Here is an 18,001-nt window from a genome sequence, read left to right on the forward strand (position 1 = left end):
CGCAGGCTATAAACAGCAATGAAGGTGCGACCTTCAAACACACACTCAAATACCAGCTAAACCAAAGACAAAATGTAATTAGCCTTCATTCGAAGGCTTCAACTTCGGCTATGAGAGCGCCAGTTGAACTGCGGCTTTGGCGTGGATCTCTGTGGTGTCATAAAGCGGTACTTCGGTGTCTTGTTGAGACACCAACAGGGCAATTTCGGTGCAACCGAGAATGACGGCTTCGGCTCCCTGTGCTTGTAGATCTTGAATGATAGCGAGATAGGCTTCACGAGATGTGGTATTCACTTGGCCCTGACAAAGCTCTTCATAGATGATCTGATGCACACGCTCTCGTTGTGCGCTATCTGGGATCACCACTTCGATACCGAACCTGTCCGTCAGACGCCCACGATAGAACTCTTGCTCCATGGTAAATTGGGTACCCAGCAGGCCAACCTTTTTCACCCCGTCACTGACTAACTGCTCAGCCGTGGCATCGGCAATATGCAGCAGCGGAATAGACACCTTAGCACTGATCTCATCGGCAACTTTATGCATGGTATTAGTGCATATCATGAAAAAATCGGCGCCGGCTGCTTCGACCGAAACGGCAGCATCGCTAAGAATATCCGCCGTCTTGCCCCACTCGCCTGAGTGTTGCAACCGCTCTATTTCGGCAAAATCGACACTAACGAGTGCTATTTTCGCACTGTGTAGCCCACCAAGGTTTTGCTTTACCCCTTCATTGAGCGCCTTGTAGTAACTTACCGTAGACTCCCAACTCATTCCGCCTATCATGCCAATTGTTTTCACTCTAACTCCTTCTATATATGAGCCTAAACACGAACCTAAACACAAACAGTGATTAACAAGTAACATAGAAAAAACAATTGGGTCAATGAGTTAATTGATGTCGCAGCCGCTATGGTTAATCGAGGCGCACAGAGCAGAGCTCTTTTCCATCGAAGCTCATTACCGACAGGGTGTCGTCCTCAAGTAATCCATAGCTGGCAACATGTCCGCCACGGGGGATGGTCACAGAGCCTGGATTAAATTCGATAAAATCACCCTTTGGTGCAGCGACAGGAAGATGAGTATGACCGGAGGCGATGATGTCACCAGGGCACAAACGTGGATGCTTATTACTGTTACAGCTATCACTGTTATATAGATGACCATGGGTCAAAAACAGACGTCGACCGTTTGGCAGCAGCACCAAGTTATAGTCAGACATCATAGGAAAATCGAGTAGCATCTGGTCAACCTCACTGTCACAGTTTCCTCTTACGGCGATAATTTTATCACCGTATTGGTTCAGCAGTTCTGCCACCTTGATCGGTGCATAGCCTGATGGCAGCGCATTTCTGGGACCGTGATTGAGTATGTCCCCTAATAAGATCAGATGTTCGGCGCCGCTTCGCTCGAACGCGGCGATCATTTGTGAAGTGCTATCGAAGCAGCCATGGAGATCGGAGGCAAAAAAAAGTTTCATAAGAGGTGCACCATAAAAAACAGGAACGGTATATTACGCCTATTCATCCCCTTTTTCTATGAATGACCTCTATATCCTCCGACTTCAGGATACAGAGGTCATGCCATAAACGACGACAAGGTTATTCTTGCCCCTGATATTTATATCTTTTGATTTTTTGGTATAAAGAAGAAAGACTAATCCCCAATCTCTTGGCCACTTCAGCCTTATTACCGTTAAGCAGCTTAAGCGCTGAGAGTATTTGTTCGCGCTCGATGTCATCAATTCTTCTAATAGACAACTCCTTTGGCTGAGATATCTCAACCATATCCAGACCCCGTGGAAGATCCTCAAGTTTGATCCTTTTCCTTTGACACATAACAACAGCATGCTCGATAGTATTTTCCAACTGTCTGACATTACCGGGCCAATTAAATTGCAATAGACGTTCGGTAACTTCCGGATAAAAACCGATAACCTCTTTGCCAATTTTATGTGATGTCCGCTCGAGAAAATGACGGGATAACACTAAAATGTCTTCGGGACGTTCTCGTAACGCCGGGACCTCGAGCTCGAATATACATAACCGATAATATAGGTCCTCACGAAAATTGCCCGCAGCAACCTCTTTAGCAAGATGACGATTGGTTGCTGCGACGATCCGTACATCAACCGCGCGCGGACTATTCTCCCCCACTCTTCGGATCTCTTTCTCTTGCAGAACACGAAGTAACTTCGCCTGCATACTTGCCGAGAGCTCGCCTATCTCATCCAGAAACAGGGTACCGCCATTGGCGGCTTCAAATAAACCAATCCTGTCTTTGTTTGCGCCGGTGAATGAACCTTTAGCATGCCCAAAAAACTCACTCTCAAGCAGCGTCTCTGTAACAGCGCTGCAGTTGATTGCCACAAATGATCTGAGTGCCCGGCCCGATTCGCCGTGGATCAATTTGGCTATTTTTTCTTTGCCAGCGCCACTTTCACCTGTGATGATCACCGAAGACTCAACTTTGGCTATTCGTCTGGCAAAATCCAGGGTTTTGCGCATTGCCTTACTTCTGGCAACAATACCGCCTGCACTCTCACTCTCTGCGAACTGTGTGCGCAAATTTATCTTTTTTTCGGCGTTGGTAAGCTTGGTGGTGACTTCATGCAGCACTTTATCTATTGTGTCTGCCTGGAAAAAGGGTAAGTACGGTTCGATCTCCTCTCCCCACTCTTTTTTTGTTCTGACCTCAGCATGGCACAATGCATCCCCCTTGGCGTGACATTGATGCTCGATGCAGTACACCTCTTCCCCGAGCATGCGTGAACAATAACCGCTGACGTAGCCTGTCAATGTCCAACAAACCGGCTCGCTGGCCATGCCCAGATGCAAAATTTGTTGCTCAGACTCATAGGAGTCCTCCCAAAAAATATCAGCATGAAACACGGGTTCAAAAGTCCAATCACATTTGGCGATATTCACCATTCCCTGCAATTTGTGCAGGGTAGGTCCAAAGTCCGGATCCTGGAGTGAGTCGTTATACTCCCGGTCCAGATTGTCTGCCGTACTCCAACCATGGGCATAACCCATTCTGGTTAATATATTGCGGGCGGCGAAAGTCCCGATATTCTCGATGAGTTCTTTGCGCAACAAGCCCATCGCCATAGCATCGACGATAAGGGCTCGATGCCCCATAAACTGCATGTTTCCTCCTTTAGGATTAAAAGAAAAAACACGCCCTAAATCTAAATCTGAAGCTTTCATTATTAACGCCTTATTTAGCGACCACTTAGTACCAGGGAAGATGTGTAAATCTTACTTAATAATGACGATTTAAACTTGGACCGAATTCTAAAAAATGGAATTGCATTTACAAAAAATAGAATTTAGAAATTACCTTCCAATATTAGAACTTGATAAAAAAACACGATATCAGTTAGTTAACGCCAAGATACCCAGTTATAGGTAGTTGGCATATAACCTGCTATATGGCAAACGATGAATAGTTTCATCAACCAATACACTTAAAGGTATTAGCCAAAGCGAGATATCAATGAAAAAAGAGCGCAAGTTTTTAAAACAGAAGCCGTTGACAGCAGGTTTAGTCGTTTTCATATCCATGTTAACGCTGAGTAATCCGCTATATGCATACAATTTTAAACAAACCCATAAACAGCAGGGGGTAGAGTGCAAATCCTGTCACGTGAATGATAAGAAAGCGATCATTCCTAACGAAAGATGTCTGGCATGCCATGAGTCATATACAGAGATCAGTAAGAGAACCACTGATATGCATCTTAACCCACACATGAGTCCACATTTTCTCGATGTTGAATGCACTTCATGTCATCAGGGGCATAAGGTCCTTAATAACATCTGCCAAGATTGCCACGGTCCAGTCACCAGACACTAAAAAGTAAACACACCATTTATTAAAAGGAAACGAATCAGTGAAAAAACGCACTAGATTTATGACATTTACCCTTGCCATGCTCATGTCCACCCTATCGGCCGGCACTTATGCTACTGAAAAAACAATCACCACGGATGTTGTTGTAGTTGGTGGTGGCTCGACCGGACTCACTGCTGCGTTAACTGCAGCTGAAGGTGGAGCCAAGGTAATCGTGCTAGAAAAAAACCCTTACCTGGGTGGGTCCTCAAATTTTGCCGAAGGGCTTTTTGCCGTTGAGTCTGAATATCAGCGTGCAGCATCTTATGGCTTAACCAAAGATGAGGCCTTCAAACATATTATTGAGTTTAATCATAATAAAATTGATAACACCATCATCCGAAATTATGTCAACAAAGCAGCCGATAATATCGACTGGTTAAATGAGCAAGGTGTGGACTTCAGGCTTATTCAAATCTCCCCAGAAGAACCCAGAGTCTGGCATATCATCGAAGATAAAAAACCTTACATTCATGGTGGAGCCCTGATCACAACACTTCAACAGAAAGCGAAAAAATTAGGAGTTCAATTTTTACTAAGAACTCCGGCAAAAAAACTGATTTACAGTAATAACAGAGTCACTGGAGTTGAGGCGGTAGACCATAAGGGCAACAAGATTGTCTTGAAGGCCAAGGCCGTTGTTATTGCAACAGGTGGTTTTGGAAACAGCAAAGAGAAAATTGCCAAGTGGACTAACTATAATCCTGAGACATTTTTACCCGCGCTGCCGTTAAATAAGACTGGCGACGGCATACAGATGGCAAAAGATGTTGGTGCTAAAACTGAAGGGGAAGGCCTTATGGTATACCTCGGAGCCAGAGGCACTGGAATTATCCCTATGCAGGGCATAAATGCCATGACATGGCAGCCCACTAATCTATGGGTAAATAGCTCTGGCGAACGTTTCACCAATGAGGCCGTAGCCTTCTCTTTTGGACAGGCCGCGAACTCAGTTGGCCGACAACATGGCAACATGGCTTGGGCCATTTTTGATGATGCCAGCGTCGACTATGCTGCACAGAAAGGAATTGACCAAGGTATAGGTGTGATTATCCCAACGACAACGAAATTGACGGGACTTCGCGATGAAATCAATAACGCGCTTGCAGTGAACAGTGATGGAGTTAAAACAGCCGAATCAATCGAAGCACTTGCGAAACAAATTGATGTACCAATGGATACACTTATAAAAAGTTACCACGACTACAATGCCTATAGTAAAAATGGCTATGACCCTCAGTTTGTTAAAGATCACAAATGGCTTAGACCCCTTAATCATGGAAATCTCTACGCTATCAAAATGATGCCTAATCATTTTGCCTCAATCGGCGGACTCAATATCAACACTAAGATGCAAGTGTTGGGACACGATAATCAACCCATTTCCGGACTCTATGCCGGTGGGCTTGAGGTTGGTGGCCTGTATGGTGACACCTATACCCTTTGGGCTTCGGGACATGCTTATGGATTCTCCATTCATTCGGGACGTACCGCAGGTGCCAGCATACTGAAAGCCATTAAATAGTAGTATCAGGGAGGGTCCGCCCCTCCCTGAATCATTTATCATGTTCAGGAATAACAATAAAATGCATAATAAATTGTCTAAAAATATCCTTAATATATTACTGCTTAGCGCTGGTGTTGGAGGACTATTAACTGGTTTCGCCAGTGCAACCGAAGGTGGTGGTGGCGCTTACCCTAACGGTGCGGAAGGCATCATGGCGGGGGCTTTGCCGCCTCCGGGATTTTATTACGTCAACTACGCGACTCACTATAACGCCGATGGTGCGCAACTGCCTGTCGATCTGAAACTCGATGTGTCGGCGAATGTCTCCCGTTTTGTTTATATGACAGAACATAAGCTGTTCGGTGCCGATTACGGAACCTACATGGTTGTGCCACTGCTCCATGTCAGCGCCATGCTGGATACCCATTCACCTGCCGGTACTATCAGCAGCACTGAGAGTGGTTTGGGGGACATTGCATTTTCGCCGCTTGTTCTCGCCTGGCATTCAAAAAACTGGCATGTTGCCACAGGCCTGGAGTTTGTCGTTCCAACCGGAGATTATGACAAGCACAACCTGGCTAATTTGGGTCGAAACTATTGGACAATTGAGCCTGTTTTTGCAGCGACCTATATCACTGACTATGGGCTGGAGTTGTCGGGTAAGTTTATGTACGACTTTAATACCGAGAATAGCGATACCGATTACAAATCCGGTCAGGAGTTTCATGTTGACTACGCAGTGGCATACCACACAGGTCCCTGGACATTAGGTGTCGGCGGTTACGTTTACAAGCAAACAACCTCAGACAGTGGCGCGGGGGTTACCGACCCCGATGGCAACAAGGGACAGGTACTGGCGATAGGCCCAAGCGTGAAATATGATCTTGCCGGTTTGAGCATCGAAGCCAAATATCAGGAGGAGATATGGGTCGAAAACAGGCCGGAAGGTAACAAGTTATGGCTTAAAATGAGCTTACCTTTATAAAAAAGTCTTGAAATAATCGGAGTACAAGTTTTAAGACAAACCGATAACTTTTACTTTAAAACAACCTCTGAATAAACCAATCACCGTTAGGGTAACTGTGATAACAGTCTTCTCCCTTCAAAATTGGTAAATCACTCCACCATAGAAGACGGCTCACGCCGTCTTCTATCTAAAGATAAACCACCTCGATATCTGATTGGCCACTTCAGCCCCCTCTCTTATGTCTCACCTTACAACCATTGGGGCAATCAACATTATGACTTACAGATATAAATGATCAGAGATGTATATATTTATATTTGTACTTGCTTATTTTATCAGTCAAAAATCGTAATTTGCTTCTATCGCAAGAAACTCGCCAGCCTCTGAACTCATTTTTCAATTTCACTTCTCAACGTCTCTTAACCTGTTAGAGTAGATACTCGGCACACTGATGGATATCCGTGGATATTCATTGAAAATTATTAAGTTTTTTGGTATCTGGCATAGCCCTACCAGAACAATGAACAGGTATTAATACCGGGACATTCACTATGAATAAAAATACTAAAAGTATGATATTTTCTCTTCAGGTTATCGCCTACAAGGGCTATATGAATGTTTTAAAAACAGCAGCCAAGATCATTCCGATGCCTAAGCCAACGCTGTTTACCGGTTCCGGTTCCTCATTGAAACTGTGTGAAGCTATCGCTCAGATGGGAACTAGTAAGGTGTTGATTGTTACCGACACGGTTCTGATCAAGCTAGGCCTTCTAGACAATATTCAACAGAAGTTAACGGACAACAATGTTCAATTTGCCGTATATGATGGGGTACTTCCCGATCCGAATTACGCGCAGGTAGAATCTGGTTTAGCCCTATATAAAAGTAGTGGCTGCGATGCAATCCTGGCTGTAGGCGGTGGCTCTCCGATCGATGCGGCTAAGGTTATTGCCGCCCGGGTTAATAACCATCGCGAGATAAAAAAATTAACAGGTCTATTTAAAGTTTGGAAAGCCCCAGCCCCCTTATTTGCAATTCCGACGACTGCGGGAACGGGCTCTGAAGTCACCATAGCTGCTGTGGTTTCCGATCCAGTCACTCATAAAAAGACACCACTCATAGATCCCAAACTCGTCCCTATGATGGCATCACTGGATGCATCGTTAATGACAGGTTTGCCCGCTCATGTGACGAGCGCGACGGGCATGGATGCATTAACCCATGCGGTTGAAGCGTTTATCTCGATGAACGCCTCTTCCGATACCGATGCCTATGCCATTGCTGCGACGAAATTGATTAGTCAAAATTTATCAATCGTTGTCCACAATGGAACCAATCTTGAGGCTCGGCAGAATATGGCAATGGCGTCTTACTATGCGGGTTTGGCGTTTACGAAAGCGAGTTTAGGTTATGTTCACGCAATATCTCATAATCTGGGGGCAAAGTATGGCATACCGCATGGCTTGGCTAATGCTATTGTATTGCCATATGTACTCGAATATTCAAAGGCCGAAATCGCACCGCGTTTGGCCAAATTATCACGAGTTTGTGGATTAGGAACTGCTGGAGACTCAGATAAAGAACTGGCTCAACTATTTATCGATCACATTCGAAGTATGTTGAAGGAATATGGAATTTCTTCACAGCTCGATGCGTTAAAGATTGAGGATGTGGCAGAGATCGCCCAAGCGGCACTCAAAGAGGCGCATTTTAACTATCCAGTGCCTAAGTATATGGATCAAACACAATGTGAGAAACTTATCGGACAGATGCTGGTGTCATAACCTGAGTGCATGCGCAAGATTAACGTTTGACGATGAGCTTGAGTGTATCAGTTGCTATTGAAAGTAAAATGCTCGGGGGATGAGATAAAAAACCGCATCCTTGCGGTCAAAATTTTCCGTAACTTATTTTATAGACAGCATGGCAACAAGGTTCAATCGGCGGTACCGGTTGCCACCAGGTTAGATACAGACCAGAGTGTTTGACGTGCCGGGCTGGCTAAGCCGTTAACCATACGGTCAACCTGATCTTGAGTGTAATTAGCATACTGATCCGAATAGGCCATAAAGTTCTGCCAGTTAATCGTCTCACCCAGACAGTTTAAGATCCCACCATCTCCCGGGTTCATCTGCCAGCTATTTTGCTGGGGCGTATCACAGCTCTTATCTCCGGTTTTACCACAACGCTTGGCCGCGCCTCGCTTACATCCGCCTTCGAAGGTATGGATCAAGTCGAGGAAGTGGCCAAATTCATGGGTTAGCACAGAGCGAAAGTTCTCATCTGTGTTCGTGCCCAGATAAGCCCCATTGTAGGTGACTCGGGCCAAGCCATCGTCAGACATGCCAGAGTCAGGGTACCAGGCCACCCCTGAGTTATTGGTCACACCATCGGCATAGAGATCATTTTGAATATACACATTCATGTACTTATAGTTATCCCAATGATCATTCTTCACATCGCTGCTGGAATAGTTACCAGCCCCCGAAGAGTTCGGATGATAGACGATACCCGAGGTCGGATTACCGTCAGGGTCAATACTGGCTAGACGAAATTCGACATTCAGGCTGTCTTTAACACCGGTAAACTCAGGATCGATATCGGCGTAATCCGCAGTCTGGCCTTGAAAGTCTTCATTGGTTTTATATAACGCATCCAGGATGACGGCATCAGTAACCGTGTCACCATTATGAACCGTGCCATAGACATGAAATACCACAGGAATGACATATCCGGGAGAGTCTGAAATCGCCAACATATCTACACCGGTAACACTCTCACCAGTCTGGTGACGGTTATCCCGCCTCGCCTGTTTTACTGCGGTTATGCTCTCTTGCCGCGCTTGAGCTTCCAGTAAGGCATCGGGAAAATTCCTATAGTGCTGGGCATTAATTTCTGCTGCTTTACAGTGGTGAGCGGCGAACTCGGGCTGCTTAGCCTGTGCGTATGAAGATGTACCTATCAGCACGGCACAGATCGAAAGGGTCAGTTTATTTATCATATCAATAGTTTCTCTTATTGTTTTTAAACCTGCCTTGTTAAACATTTTATGAAAATCATTTAAAGCAAGGAGTTGTAGGTGAGCACTGCAGCAGAGTAACGACTCCCCACAGCGGTATTGAATGACTGCATTATCTGTTCTGCGACCAAATCAGATAAAATATCCAATATTCAATATACAGATCAAAGATACTTTGTAAAGCATGATGACTAAATTAGCGTTCGGTTAATCTGAGAAGGCAGTAAAAATGAAGAGGATTATAGAAAGGTGAGAAAGGTGAGAAAGGACGACTCAACCAGCCCAAGTGTTCCCAACCGGCTGGCAAAGTCGTATTATAAATCAATAACTAAGCAATGGACTCACTCACACCATGCCACTGAAAGTGGTTGTTGGGTTTCTTACTGACAATCCCTTCGCTAAACAGTTGGCTAAATATCTGATCCACCTCATCGGTAGAGATATTGAGGTATTTACTGACCGCGCGCTTACTGCAATTAACCTGATTTGTGCTCAATGCATCAATCGTAAGTTCATAGGCGCTCTTTGGCGTTACGGGCGCAGCAGTAACATCTTCTATTTCGCTGGCATATTGCATCGAACTGGCTTCATGGGGTTTGAAGTGACTGAGCAGATCAGGTGCCTTCATCTCCTGCAAAGTTAACCCCTCTATGGTGACCGGGTTAGTGTGGCGGAACTGATATCTGAAACGGTTCTCTTCACCTATGAGTCCGACGAAGAAGGCGGCAAAGAAGTCGAGCAGTACCGACAGAAACACCACTAAGCCAAGTTGTGCTGTCTGCGCCGATACATTCAGGGAGTTGGCCAAACTATCGATTAAGCCGATGACAGAACCCTGACTTATCAGAGGCAGGCTGTCGCGCTCCATCGCTAAGCGCTGCTGCTCGCTCCTGAGTTTATCGTTCTCTTTTTGAATACGCTTCACACCCGTTGCGATACGCTCCATCTGAATATATTTCTCAGCCGCAACGTTATTAAGTTCGATCTGCTTCTCTATCGACTCAATCTGCATGTTGTAAGCGTTCACTTTGCTCTGGTGGACATTTGCATGTTCCTGAGCCTTATTGGTAGCGCTGTTTATTCCCCCCACCGAACCACCTATGGAGATGGCAGCCAGTACGGCATAGAAGACTAAAGCAAATATCATCCCGCTATAGTTACGCCGTGCCTGGCGTTCGCCGACTTCATACCAGGCGAAGAATTTACCCAACTCAAAAATCACAGCAAGAGAGCCAAACATCACCTGCATAAAGGGATCGTCATCGATGGACAAAAATAACAACATGGAGAAGACGATTGAGGCGAGGATGGATGCCCCCGTAAAGCTATATACGCTCCACATGGCAAAATTCCCTTTCGGGTATCTAACGGCTGAGTTTTCGGTGTAAAACATAACGGACTTCTTTATCGGTGAGCGGTGTGCTCAAAACCTGTCAACGGGATCGTCAGGCAAAAAAATGGTGCGTAAGGATATATCAAAAAATCGGTTATGCCCTTATAAAACATAAGCAACCGAGCGCTTTTGCCGGAATTTCAAACGTCATTTTTGCAAGTGTCTAAAAGGTGTTCAGGCTCTGCTTATAAAGCACTCGCTAATCATCAGAACATTTCTGATTGTGATGGTTAGCCGGGGATTGAGAGAGTAAAAAGAGGAGCGAGGCTTGCCTGTCTTGAATTGGCTTGAATTGTCTTGCTTGAATTGGCTTGGCTTAAATTAAGCTCTCCATTATACCAACCGGTATAATGGAGAACATAAGAGGTTATTAATCTCGTTGCAGGGCGACAATCGGGTCTAATCTGGCGGCTTTCTTGGCAGGATACAGACCAAAACCGACACCGATTGTCATGCAGACACCGAGCGCAAGAATGATGGCAAAGGGTGACCAGGCTACAGGCCAACCGGCAGCCGCCGATATCACCACGGCAAGCAGCAAACCGACACCTATGCCAATGATGCCTCCCGTCGCCGAGATCGCGATGCTCTCGATTAAGAACTGACGGGCAATATCTTTACGCCTCGCTCCCAGAGCCCGCAACAAACCAATTTCGCCCGTGCGCTCCATGATGGTAGCTAACATGATATTCATGATCCCTATGCCGCCAACCAGCAAGGAGATCCCGGCGACACAGGCCATAACGATATTGAAGATCTGCTGAGTCTTCTGATGCTGCGCCAACAGATCCGCCGGCACCACAATGTCATAGTCTTTTTCACCGCCGTGGCGGCGATTAATCAGGTGGCGCAGACTCTTAGCTGCAAGTGACGGATCCACATTTTCAGTAATTGAAACCTTAAACGAGTCCAACTCATCTTCCAGTGACTTAAAGTTCATCTTCTTCAGCGCCGTCGCCAATGGAATAAAGACCTGGTTACGTTCACCGCCCAGCTTCACCCCCTGTATCTTTGACTTGCCACTCTCGGCGTCGGTTAACACGCCAACCACGGTAAACCACTGATGATTTATCTTGATCACACTGCCGATAGCTTGCCCCTGAGGAAACAGGCTTCTCGCCGCTTCAGGCCCGAGCACAGCAACTTGTCGATAATGGCTCTCATCGGTACTATCGAAGGCTTTCCCACCGCTGAGTTTCAGTGCACTGAGCGAGAAGTAACTCGGGGTCACACCTTTGACTTGTGCGTCACTGCGCCCCTCGAGACTAAACAGGCTGAAGGTTTTTACCTGCTTCTGGGCACTCCAGCTTTCAACAAATGGCAGAGTATCCTTAGCGCTTTCTACATCTCTTAAGCTAAGGCCAATACTGTGCTCACGAATCGATTTCAGCGCCTCGCCATCGGCGAGTCTGGCGTTAACAACCAGGTTTCTGACCCCCATAGATTCGATCATCTTAAGGGCCTCACGCTCGGCACCTTCACCGACACTCAACATGGCAATCACGGCGCCGACCCCGAAGATCATACCCAGCAAAGTTAGTGCGGTGCGAAGCTTATGGTGACGCATCTCATCGAAGGCTTGCTTGATACCCTCGATATAGACTCTGCTCTCATTGACGATGCTCATACCCGACTCCTTTTCGGCGGCGTTGTCAGGGCGATAACATCGCCTGAGACTAATCCATCAGCGATAACGGTACGATTCAGGCTGCGGCTACCCGGAGTGACCGCCTGCTTGATGAAACCTTTAGCGGTTTTCAGGTAGACCCAATATTGTCCCTCTTTTTGAAACAGCGCCTGATTGGGCACGGTCACCACATCTTCCAGGTTGAGAGAGTGTACCTGCGCCCTTACCTGGCGACCCGGCTGCATGATATCGGCAGCGGTATGGTCAAGGCTGATAGTAAATTGGAAGTAATTCACCGGACTGTCTTTCTCTTTGGGCTTAGCCAATGCATCGAGCTGGGTCACCTTACCCATGAACGCTCTGTCCGGGTAGGCGTCGAGATAGACGGTCGCTTTTTTCCCGATAGAGAGCCCCGCCGCTTCAGACTCCTGTACGTAGAGCTTGGCTTGCATCACCGAGGTATCGGGTAGCAGACCGATGGGGAAGCCAGACCACATCATGTCGCCAACCACAGGAGATGCGCCATCCCAACCCGCTTGATAGACGAAGAGTCCATCGTGGGGAGCGGTGATCTCCATCTGGTTTAGATTGTTTTCGAAACGATTAATCTTTGCCGAGTGCCCTTTCTGCTTGAGCTTAATAAGCTCCTGTTCCGCTTGGGCTTGAGAACCATGTTTATCCAGTCCCCAATCGAAATAGTGCATCTTGGCGACCAGGTAATCTTGATTTCGCATCTGATCGATAATCTCGATCTTAGTGTAGACGCGTTCATCTTCACTGAAATAACGTTCGGCCAACGCCTTTTCCCGGCTCGTCATTTCCGTTCCGGTCGACAGTGTCTGGCTGATCGTCCTGTCTTTCTCTGTCTGTATCTGACTGTCGTAACCTAGCTTATCGAAATCAAACTGCTCCATCTTAAGACGATAGGTCTCCCGGGTAGGATCCATACGTGCAACAACATCACCTTCCTTAACCGGCGTAAAGTTATCCAGGATCCAGGCTAATGATTGAGGACCTCGCAGACCCGACGGCACAGTCACCGCGGTCGACTGACTGGCCTCTAACTCACCAACGGCAGGGATCTCGACATTAAAGTCGGAGCGTTGTACATCCATAGTCAACACCCCATCGGCGGCCTGTTGACTGCAGGCAGACAAGCTCAAGAGCCCGATTAAGGCTATTGCCTTAGATAGCTGAGATGATACCCCCCAACCCGTGGTACCCATTCCTGTTTGTTTTAGTGTGAATATGGCTATCATGGCAATAGCACCTCCTGACCCACTTCGAGGCCGGAAGTGACTGACACCAGCTCCTTGCCTATCGCGCCTAATGTCACGCTTTGTTTTGATTCACCAAACAGACCCGGCGTTAATACGTAAGCTTGACCGGCATCATAATGCACCGCATCCAACGACAGCAGCAGTTGCTCTTCATCGTTGGCAATATCTATCGATATCTTAGCGGTCATGCCCGGTCGCATCAGTTCGGTATCAGCCTCATCTATGCTGGCGACAGCGTCGAAGATAACCAAAGGAATATCCTGGTTTTTATTACGAAAAACAGCGCCGAGCTCGATGATCTTTCCGCTAAAGAGACGATCCGGGTTGGCATCGAGACGAATTTTCAGTGTCTGACCCAGCTTTACCCGCCTCGCCTCGACCTCTGGAATAGTCATATTCACCTGCATATTATTGAGATCGGGAATACTCAAGACCGCATCACCCATAAACACAGACTGACCCTCTTTGATCTTATTACCTTGAGAGTCATTGCCGTACACCACCATTCCGGCTCTCGGCGCAATCAGAGTCAGGGATGCGATCCCACGTTTGAGCGCATCGACCTCTGAGGCAAATTTTTGCTGGTCTCCCATCAACATCGCCTCTCTCTGTCTGGCACTTTGGGCCTCGAGATCCAGCTTCTGTTCGGTCAGAACGACTCTATCTTTCGCGATCTCTGCATCTTTTTCATATTTTATTTTGTCGATTGCGGCAACCGTGTCATCGGAGAGTTTGAATTTTCTCTGGGCCTTCTCAAAGTTCATCCGTGCTTCCGCCAGTTCGAGCCTCAACTCCTCCAGCCTTTTTGCATTGCGTAACTTAGAGGTTTCAATATCTTGAATCGTTGCCTCAAGCTTGGCCGTCTTGACCGAGAGACGTTGAGTCTGCTCCGAAGTATCCAGTTGAGCGACCATGTCGCCCTGATTAACCTCTAAGCCTTCCGGTGCCAGTTGTTTAACCTGGTATTGCCACACCCGGCGCAGCGATGGCGGCATCATGGAGATGGTATCGGCCGAGACAAGCTCACCCGTGACATCGATACTCTGGCTCAATACCCCTCGCTCCACGCTGGTCACGGCCGCGCCGCCACAGCCGCTCAGCATGAGTAGCGTTACTGCCGGGAGGAGTCGCCTGAGTCGAGTGTGACGCTTGTTATTCATTGTAGAAACCATCATATCTGCCCCGCTGCGGTGACTAATACACTCATTCCGGGGATGATTTTGACTCGCTCATCCGGCTCAAAACGGATCTCCACCTTAAACCAGTTACTGCTGCCCCAGGCGACCTGCTTCTGAGCCTGTCGGCCAATGAGCTTAATGTCACCACTAAAACTGATATCAGATTGTGAATCTAATCGTAATGTCACAGGATGTCCGATAGCGATTTTATCGACATCGACCTCATTCACCCACGCCACAACTTCTAACTCTTCCATGGCTGGCAGGCTCGCTATCTGCCTGCCTATCTGCACCGTATCGCCAACGGCATACTTCTTTTGCGACCAGGGATCGCTGCTATAGAGCAGCGGACCTTTTATTTCGGCTTTCAGCGCTAACTGCTCTAAACCATTCAGGGCTTGTGCCAACTCGAGGTTTGCACGGTTTTTATCTATGGCCAACTGGGCCTTACTTGCCGTTTGTCTGTCTAATACCTCTTTAAGGGATTGCCTGGCCTTAGATAACTCACTTTTTGCCTTCATCAAATTAAACTGATTTTCGGCATAATCTTTGGCAGCGATATAATCGGCGGGAACATCGGCATCGAGCTGACTCTTATCGAGCTCTGATACTTTCTGTTTAAGATCAAATTTGGCCTGTAATACGCTCGAGGTCAGCTCGATAGACTGACTCTGCTCTTGAGCCGTCACCCGCAGCAGACTGGCCTCTAACTGCTCAATTTGATTGGCGAGCTGACTCTTATCGAAGATAACCACGGTATCACCCGGCGTCGCTATCGAGCCTTCGGGCAACATCCATTGAATTTGATAGCGCCAGGCATCACCGGCTTTGGGCACCATAAAGGACTGTGATTTCACCGATGATATCTTACCTGTCAATAACAGGCGTTCAGGCACCATCTGTTTGCTCGAGGCTGTACCAATATCTTCACTCGCTACGCACATTTGGATAAAAGACAGTAAAAGCGCGGCCATCAGCATGGTCTGACATCGGCTTACTCCCCCGGGATTGCGATTAAGCCGCATACTCACCTCGCTGCTCAATCTCAACAATATTTCCATCACGCATACGTATCACCCGCTGCGCATAGGCTGCGACCTCCTCTTCATGAGTCACTAAGATAATGGTCTGGCCGGCCTTATGCAGCTCGGTAAACAGTGCCATGATCTCAACCGATGTCTTGCTGTCTAACGCCCCGGTCGGCTCATCTGCGAGTAGGATTGTGGGGCGATTGACTAACGAACGTGCGATGGCGACTCGCTGCCTTTGCCCACCGGAAAGCTGGTTTGGGCGGTGCTCTTGCCTGGTACCGAGTCCCACCCGTGTTAATAGTTCACTGGCATAGGTTCTGTCATCATTTGGAGGGTTAGAAAAACGCAGTGGCAACAAGACATTTTGCAGTGCGGTCATCCTGGGTAAAAGATGAAAACTTTGAAAGACGAAGCCTATCTCCTTATTACGCACTGCCGACAGGGCATCATCGTCTAAGCTTGCGACCTCTTGTTGATTAAGCTGATAACTCCCTTCACTGGGTTTATCCAAACAACCTATGATATTCATCAGTGTCGATTTGCCGGAGCCTGAGGGCCCCATAATCGCGACAAACTCATTTTCATTGATGGTAAAATCTACCCCCCTGAGGGCGAAAACAGAGGTCTCTCCCATCCGGTATTTTTTTTTTAATCCGCTCACTTTTATCATAAGAATCTCTTACTAACACCCATGTTCAGCTCTACAAAAAACGAGTAACTATACCCAAACCACTTCAAGATGCAGGATTCAGTATCTTGAGGTAGCTTGGGTATATAACTCATCCATTAGTCACAACTATCGGTTAACCCTTTATCTGCTAACGCTTCAAATCTTGAAAATGACTCATCCACCCTTGATCCAACATTAGCCCCTGCATTAGGGCCTTCACAGATACGAATATCTGCCAACCCAGTTTCGACCTAAAATAGGCATCGGAGTTCAGGATAAATAGAAAATGTATCAGAGAAATTGAACAACAGATTGACAGACATGTGAATGAAATAGCAATTGAATTTAATTAATTTGCAATTAGTTAAGAATGACTCTCAACTAACTGCAATAAATAAAGAAAGGATGTTGCAAAGGTTAATCAGATTGATTAACCAGGTGAACAGTTAGAGGTACACTCCCATCAGGCTCAAAGTCGCGATCCCTAAAAAAAGGGCCCACTGAAAAAGGTGTTTGAATGGTGCTTTTATATCGCTAACAAAGGCAATATAGATCTGCCAAATGGCAAATATGCCAAAGTTTAACGCCACAAACAAGACAAGGCTCAACCCTTGCATTTTAGACACTATTTCGAAGCCACATGATGCTAGCACCAAGGTCGATAACACAAGAAAAACAGATAAATAGTGAAAAAAGCAATGTAAAACAGTTTTAGCCACAAGTTCAAACTGAGCATTCAACATGGGGGTTAAAAAATGTTTAACACCATAAGTAAAATGTCCAATACAGGCAAGAAGCCCCATCCCCGCAGCAGCTATAAAATATAGATTCATGGAAATTATCTAACCTTCCCTTCGCTCATTAATTGGTTGACCTTGCCTAATAGACAGGAGAGTGAATCTAAATCTTTCAAATAAATTTTATCGTCTATCAGATAAGGTAATGCTTAATAAGGCCGCCTATATCTATAGGTGGGAGAACAAGCAAACTCTACATGGTGGCCATGGTCCAATAATCGAGTCGTTTTTGAGGTTCGGCGAGCAGAGACTTACATCTGTCTTTATATTTCCCCATCAAGCCCCCTAAACTTTTACTATTGGGTAGTGATGCCAGCTGCTTTTCTCTGATACTCGATAGGGTATCTGCGACTTGATCTTTACTCTGATATTTCTCTGCCAGCGCTATCGCATCCTGTGAAGAGTGCAACAAACGCTCACCGACGACTTTCATCTGTGGGGCATTCATCTGTGAGATCGCATCCGAGCTAATTTGGTAATAGGATGCACACTCGAGCACTTCATGATTAAACGCAATTTCGGCCTCTGAAGCCATTGGCGCTGCAACCGCCGGCAGTTGAACCATAAGGGATAGAGAGAGAAGGAGTAAGCCATTCCTGACTCCGGATTTGTTTGCCGTCTGTAAGTAAGAAGCTGAA

General features: G+C 46.6%; 15 protein-coding genes. 4 read left to right on the forward strand and 11 right to left on the reverse strand.

Annotation, left to right across the window (positions count from 1 at the left end; genetic code table 11):
* Positions 1-108: 108 nt before the first annotated feature.
* From SSED_RS14275 to SSED_RS14285, 3 genes are all read right to left on the reverse strand, one after another.
* Complete coding sequence (locus SSED_RS14275; RefSeq protein WP_012143065.1) at positions 109-801, reverse strand: aspartate/glutamate racemase family protein; 693 nt, start codon at positions 799-801, stop codon at positions 109-111.
* A 115-nt stretch (positions 802-916) separates the two neighbouring features.
* A complete protein-coding gene (yfcE, locus tag SSED_RS14280; RefSeq protein WP_012143066.1) occupies positions 917-1,480 on the reverse strand; it encodes a phosphodiesterase in 564 nt (187 codons plus the stop codon).
* Between the two features lie 121 nt (positions 1,481-1,601).
* Positions 1,602-3,209, reverse strand: a complete 1,608-nt coding sequence (locus tag SSED_RS14285) for a sigma-54-dependent Fis family transcriptional regulator (protein WP_012143067.1) — start codon at positions 3,207-3,209, stop codon at positions 1,602-1,604.
* Positions 3,210-3,498: 289 nt separating this feature from the next.
* Here SSED_RS14285 and SSED_RS14290 point away from each other — a divergent pair, with 289 nt between their 5' ends.
* The 4 genes from SSED_RS14290 (at position 3,499) to SSED_RS14305 (ending at position 8,152) form a co-directional block, all read left to right on the forward strand.
* The gene (locus SSED_RS14290) at positions 3,499-3,858 is read left to right on the forward strand and encodes a cytochrome c3 family protein (protein WP_049772122.1); all 360 of its coding nucleotides are present in this window, start codon (positions 3,499-3,501) and stop codon (positions 3,856-3,858) included.
* A 37-nt stretch (positions 3,859-3,895) separates the two neighbouring features.
* On the forward strand, positions 3,896-5,419 hold the full coding sequence (locus tag SSED_RS14295; protein ID WP_012143068.1) for an FAD-dependent oxidoreductase: 1,524 nt from the start codon (positions 3,896-3,898) through the stop codon (positions 5,417-5,419).
* 61 nt (positions 5,420-5,480) lie between these two features.
* Positions 5,481-6,386: a SphA family protein gene (locus SSED_RS14300; RefSeq protein ID WP_012143069.1), complete on the forward strand. Its 906-nt coding sequence runs from the start codon at positions 5,481-5,483 to the stop codon at positions 6,384-6,386.
* A gap of 533 nt (positions 6,387-6,919) precedes the next feature.
* Positions 6,920-8,152 carry an iron-containing alcohol dehydrogenase gene (locus SSED_RS14305; RefSeq protein WP_012143070.1) on the forward strand — a complete coding sequence of 411 codons (1,233 nt, stop codon included), beginning with the start codon at positions 6,920-6,922 and terminating at the stop codon, positions 8,150-8,152.
* A 152-nt stretch (positions 8,153-8,304) separates the two neighbouring features.
* Here SSED_RS14305 and SSED_RS14310 read toward each other — a convergent pair whose 3' ends face one another.
* The 8 genes from SSED_RS14310 to SSED_RS14350 all read right to left on the reverse strand — a co-directional run bounded on the left by SSED_RS14310 (position 8,305) and on the right by SSED_RS14350 (position 17,928).
* Positions 8,305-9,369: a M43 family zinc metalloprotease gene (locus SSED_RS14310; protein WP_012143071.1), complete on the reverse strand. Its 1,065-nt coding sequence runs from the start codon at positions 9,367-9,369 to the stop codon at positions 8,305-8,307.
* Positions 9,370-9,715: 346 nt separating this feature from the next.
* Positions 9,716-10,780, reverse strand: a complete 1,065-nt coding sequence (locus tag SSED_RS14315; protein ID WP_012143072.1) for a hypothetical protein — start codon at positions 10,778-10,780, stop codon at positions 9,716-9,718.
* Between the two features lie 370 nt (positions 10,781-11,150).
* Positions 11,151-12,407, reverse strand: a complete 1,257-nt coding sequence (locus tag SSED_RS14320) for an ABC transporter permease (protein WP_012143073.1) — start codon at positions 12,405-12,407, stop codon at positions 11,151-11,153.
* Positions 12,404-13,666, reverse strand: coding sequence for an efflux RND transporter periplasmic adaptor subunit (locus SSED_RS14325; protein ID WP_012143074.1), 1,263 nt, complete (start codon positions 13,664-13,666; stop codon positions 12,404-12,406). The genes SSED_RS14320 and SSED_RS14325 overlap by 4 nt, the downstream gene beginning before the upstream one ends.
* Positions 13,663-14,862, reverse strand: coding sequence for an efflux RND transporter periplasmic adaptor subunit (locus SSED_RS14330; RefSeq protein WP_012143075.1), 1,200 nt, complete (start codon positions 14,860-14,862; stop codon positions 13,663-13,665). Before SSED_RS14330 ends, SSED_RS14325 begins: the two co-directional genes overlap by 4 nt.
* Positions 14,859-15,890 carry an HlyD family secretion protein gene (locus tag SSED_RS14335; RefSeq protein ID WP_012143076.1) on the reverse strand — a complete coding sequence of 344 codons (1,032 nt, stop codon included), beginning with the start codon at positions 15,888-15,890 and terminating at the stop codon, positions 14,859-14,861. Before SSED_RS14335 ends, SSED_RS14330 begins: the two co-directional genes overlap by 4 nt.
* On the reverse strand, positions 15,880-16,566 hold the full coding sequence (locus SSED_RS14340; RefSeq protein WP_012143077.1) for an ABC transporter ATP-binding protein: 687 nt from the start codon (positions 16,564-16,566) through the stop codon (positions 15,880-15,882). The genes SSED_RS14335 and SSED_RS14340 overlap by 11 nt, the downstream gene beginning before the upstream one ends.
* A gap of 990 nt (positions 16,567-17,556) precedes the next feature.
* The gene (locus tag SSED_RS14350; RefSeq protein ID WP_041422186.1) at positions 17,557-17,928 is read right to left on the reverse strand and encodes a hypothetical protein; all 372 of its coding nucleotides are present in this window, start codon (positions 17,926-17,928) and stop codon (positions 17,557-17,559) included.
* Between the last annotated feature and the right edge of the window lie 73 nt (positions 17,929-18,001).

This window comes from Shewanella sediminis HAW-EB3 (genome assembly GCF_000018025.1).
Lineage (GTDB): Bacteria > Pseudomonadota > Gammaproteobacteria > Enterobacterales > Shewanellaceae > Shewanella > Shewanella sediminis.

Bases quoted from the DNA above. Each gene is read 5' to 3' on its own strand.
- yfcE (WP_012143066.1), bottom strand. From the start codon at position 1,480: ATGAAACTTTTTTTTGCCTCCGATCTCCATGGCTGCTTCGATAGCACT.
- SSED_RS14285 (WP_012143067.1), bottom strand. From the start codon at position 3,209: ATGAAAGCTTCAGATTTAGATTTAGGGCGTGTTTTTTCTTTTAATCCT.
- SSED_RS14290 (WP_049772122.1), top strand. From the start codon at position 3,499: ATGAAAAAAGAGCGCAAGTTTTTAAAACAGAAGCCGTTGACAGCAGGT.
- SSED_RS14300 (WP_012143069.1), top strand. From the start codon at position 5,481: ATGCATAATAAATTGTCTAAAAATATCCTTAATATATTACTGCTTAGC.
- SSED_RS14305 (WP_012143070.1), top strand. From the start codon at position 6,920: ATGAATAAAAATACTAAAAGTATGATATTTTCTCTTCAGGTTATCGCC.
- SSED_RS14310 (WP_012143071.1), bottom strand. From the start codon at position 9,369: ATGATAAATAAACTGACCCTTTCGATCTGTGCCGTGCTGATAGGTACA.
- SSED_RS14315 (WP_012143072.1), bottom strand. From the start codon at position 10,780: ATGTTTTACACCGAAAACTCAGCCGTTAGATACCCGAAAGGGAATTTT.
- SSED_RS14320 (WP_012143073.1), bottom strand. From the start codon at position 12,407: ATGAGCATCGTCAATGAGAGCAGAGTCTATATCGAGGGTATCAAGCAA.
- SSED_RS14325 (WP_012143074.1), bottom strand. From the start codon at position 13,666: ATGATAGCCATATTCACACTAAAACAAACAGGAATGGGTACCACGGGT.
- SSED_RS14330 (WP_012143075.1), bottom strand. From the start codon at position 14,862: ATGATGGTTTCTACAATGAATAACAAGCGTCACACTCGACTCAGGCGA.
- SSED_RS14335 (WP_012143076.1), bottom strand. From the start codon at position 15,890: ATGCGGCTTAATCGCAATCCCGGGGGAGTAAGCCGATGTCAGACCATG.
- SSED_RS14340 (WP_012143077.1), bottom strand. From the start codon at position 16,566: ATGATAAAAGTGAGCGGATTAAAAAAAAAATACCGGATGGGAGAGACC.
- SSED_RS14350 (WP_041422186.1), bottom strand. From the start codon at position 17,928: ATGGTTCAACTGCCGGCGGTTGCAGCGCCAATGGCTTCAGAGGCCGAA.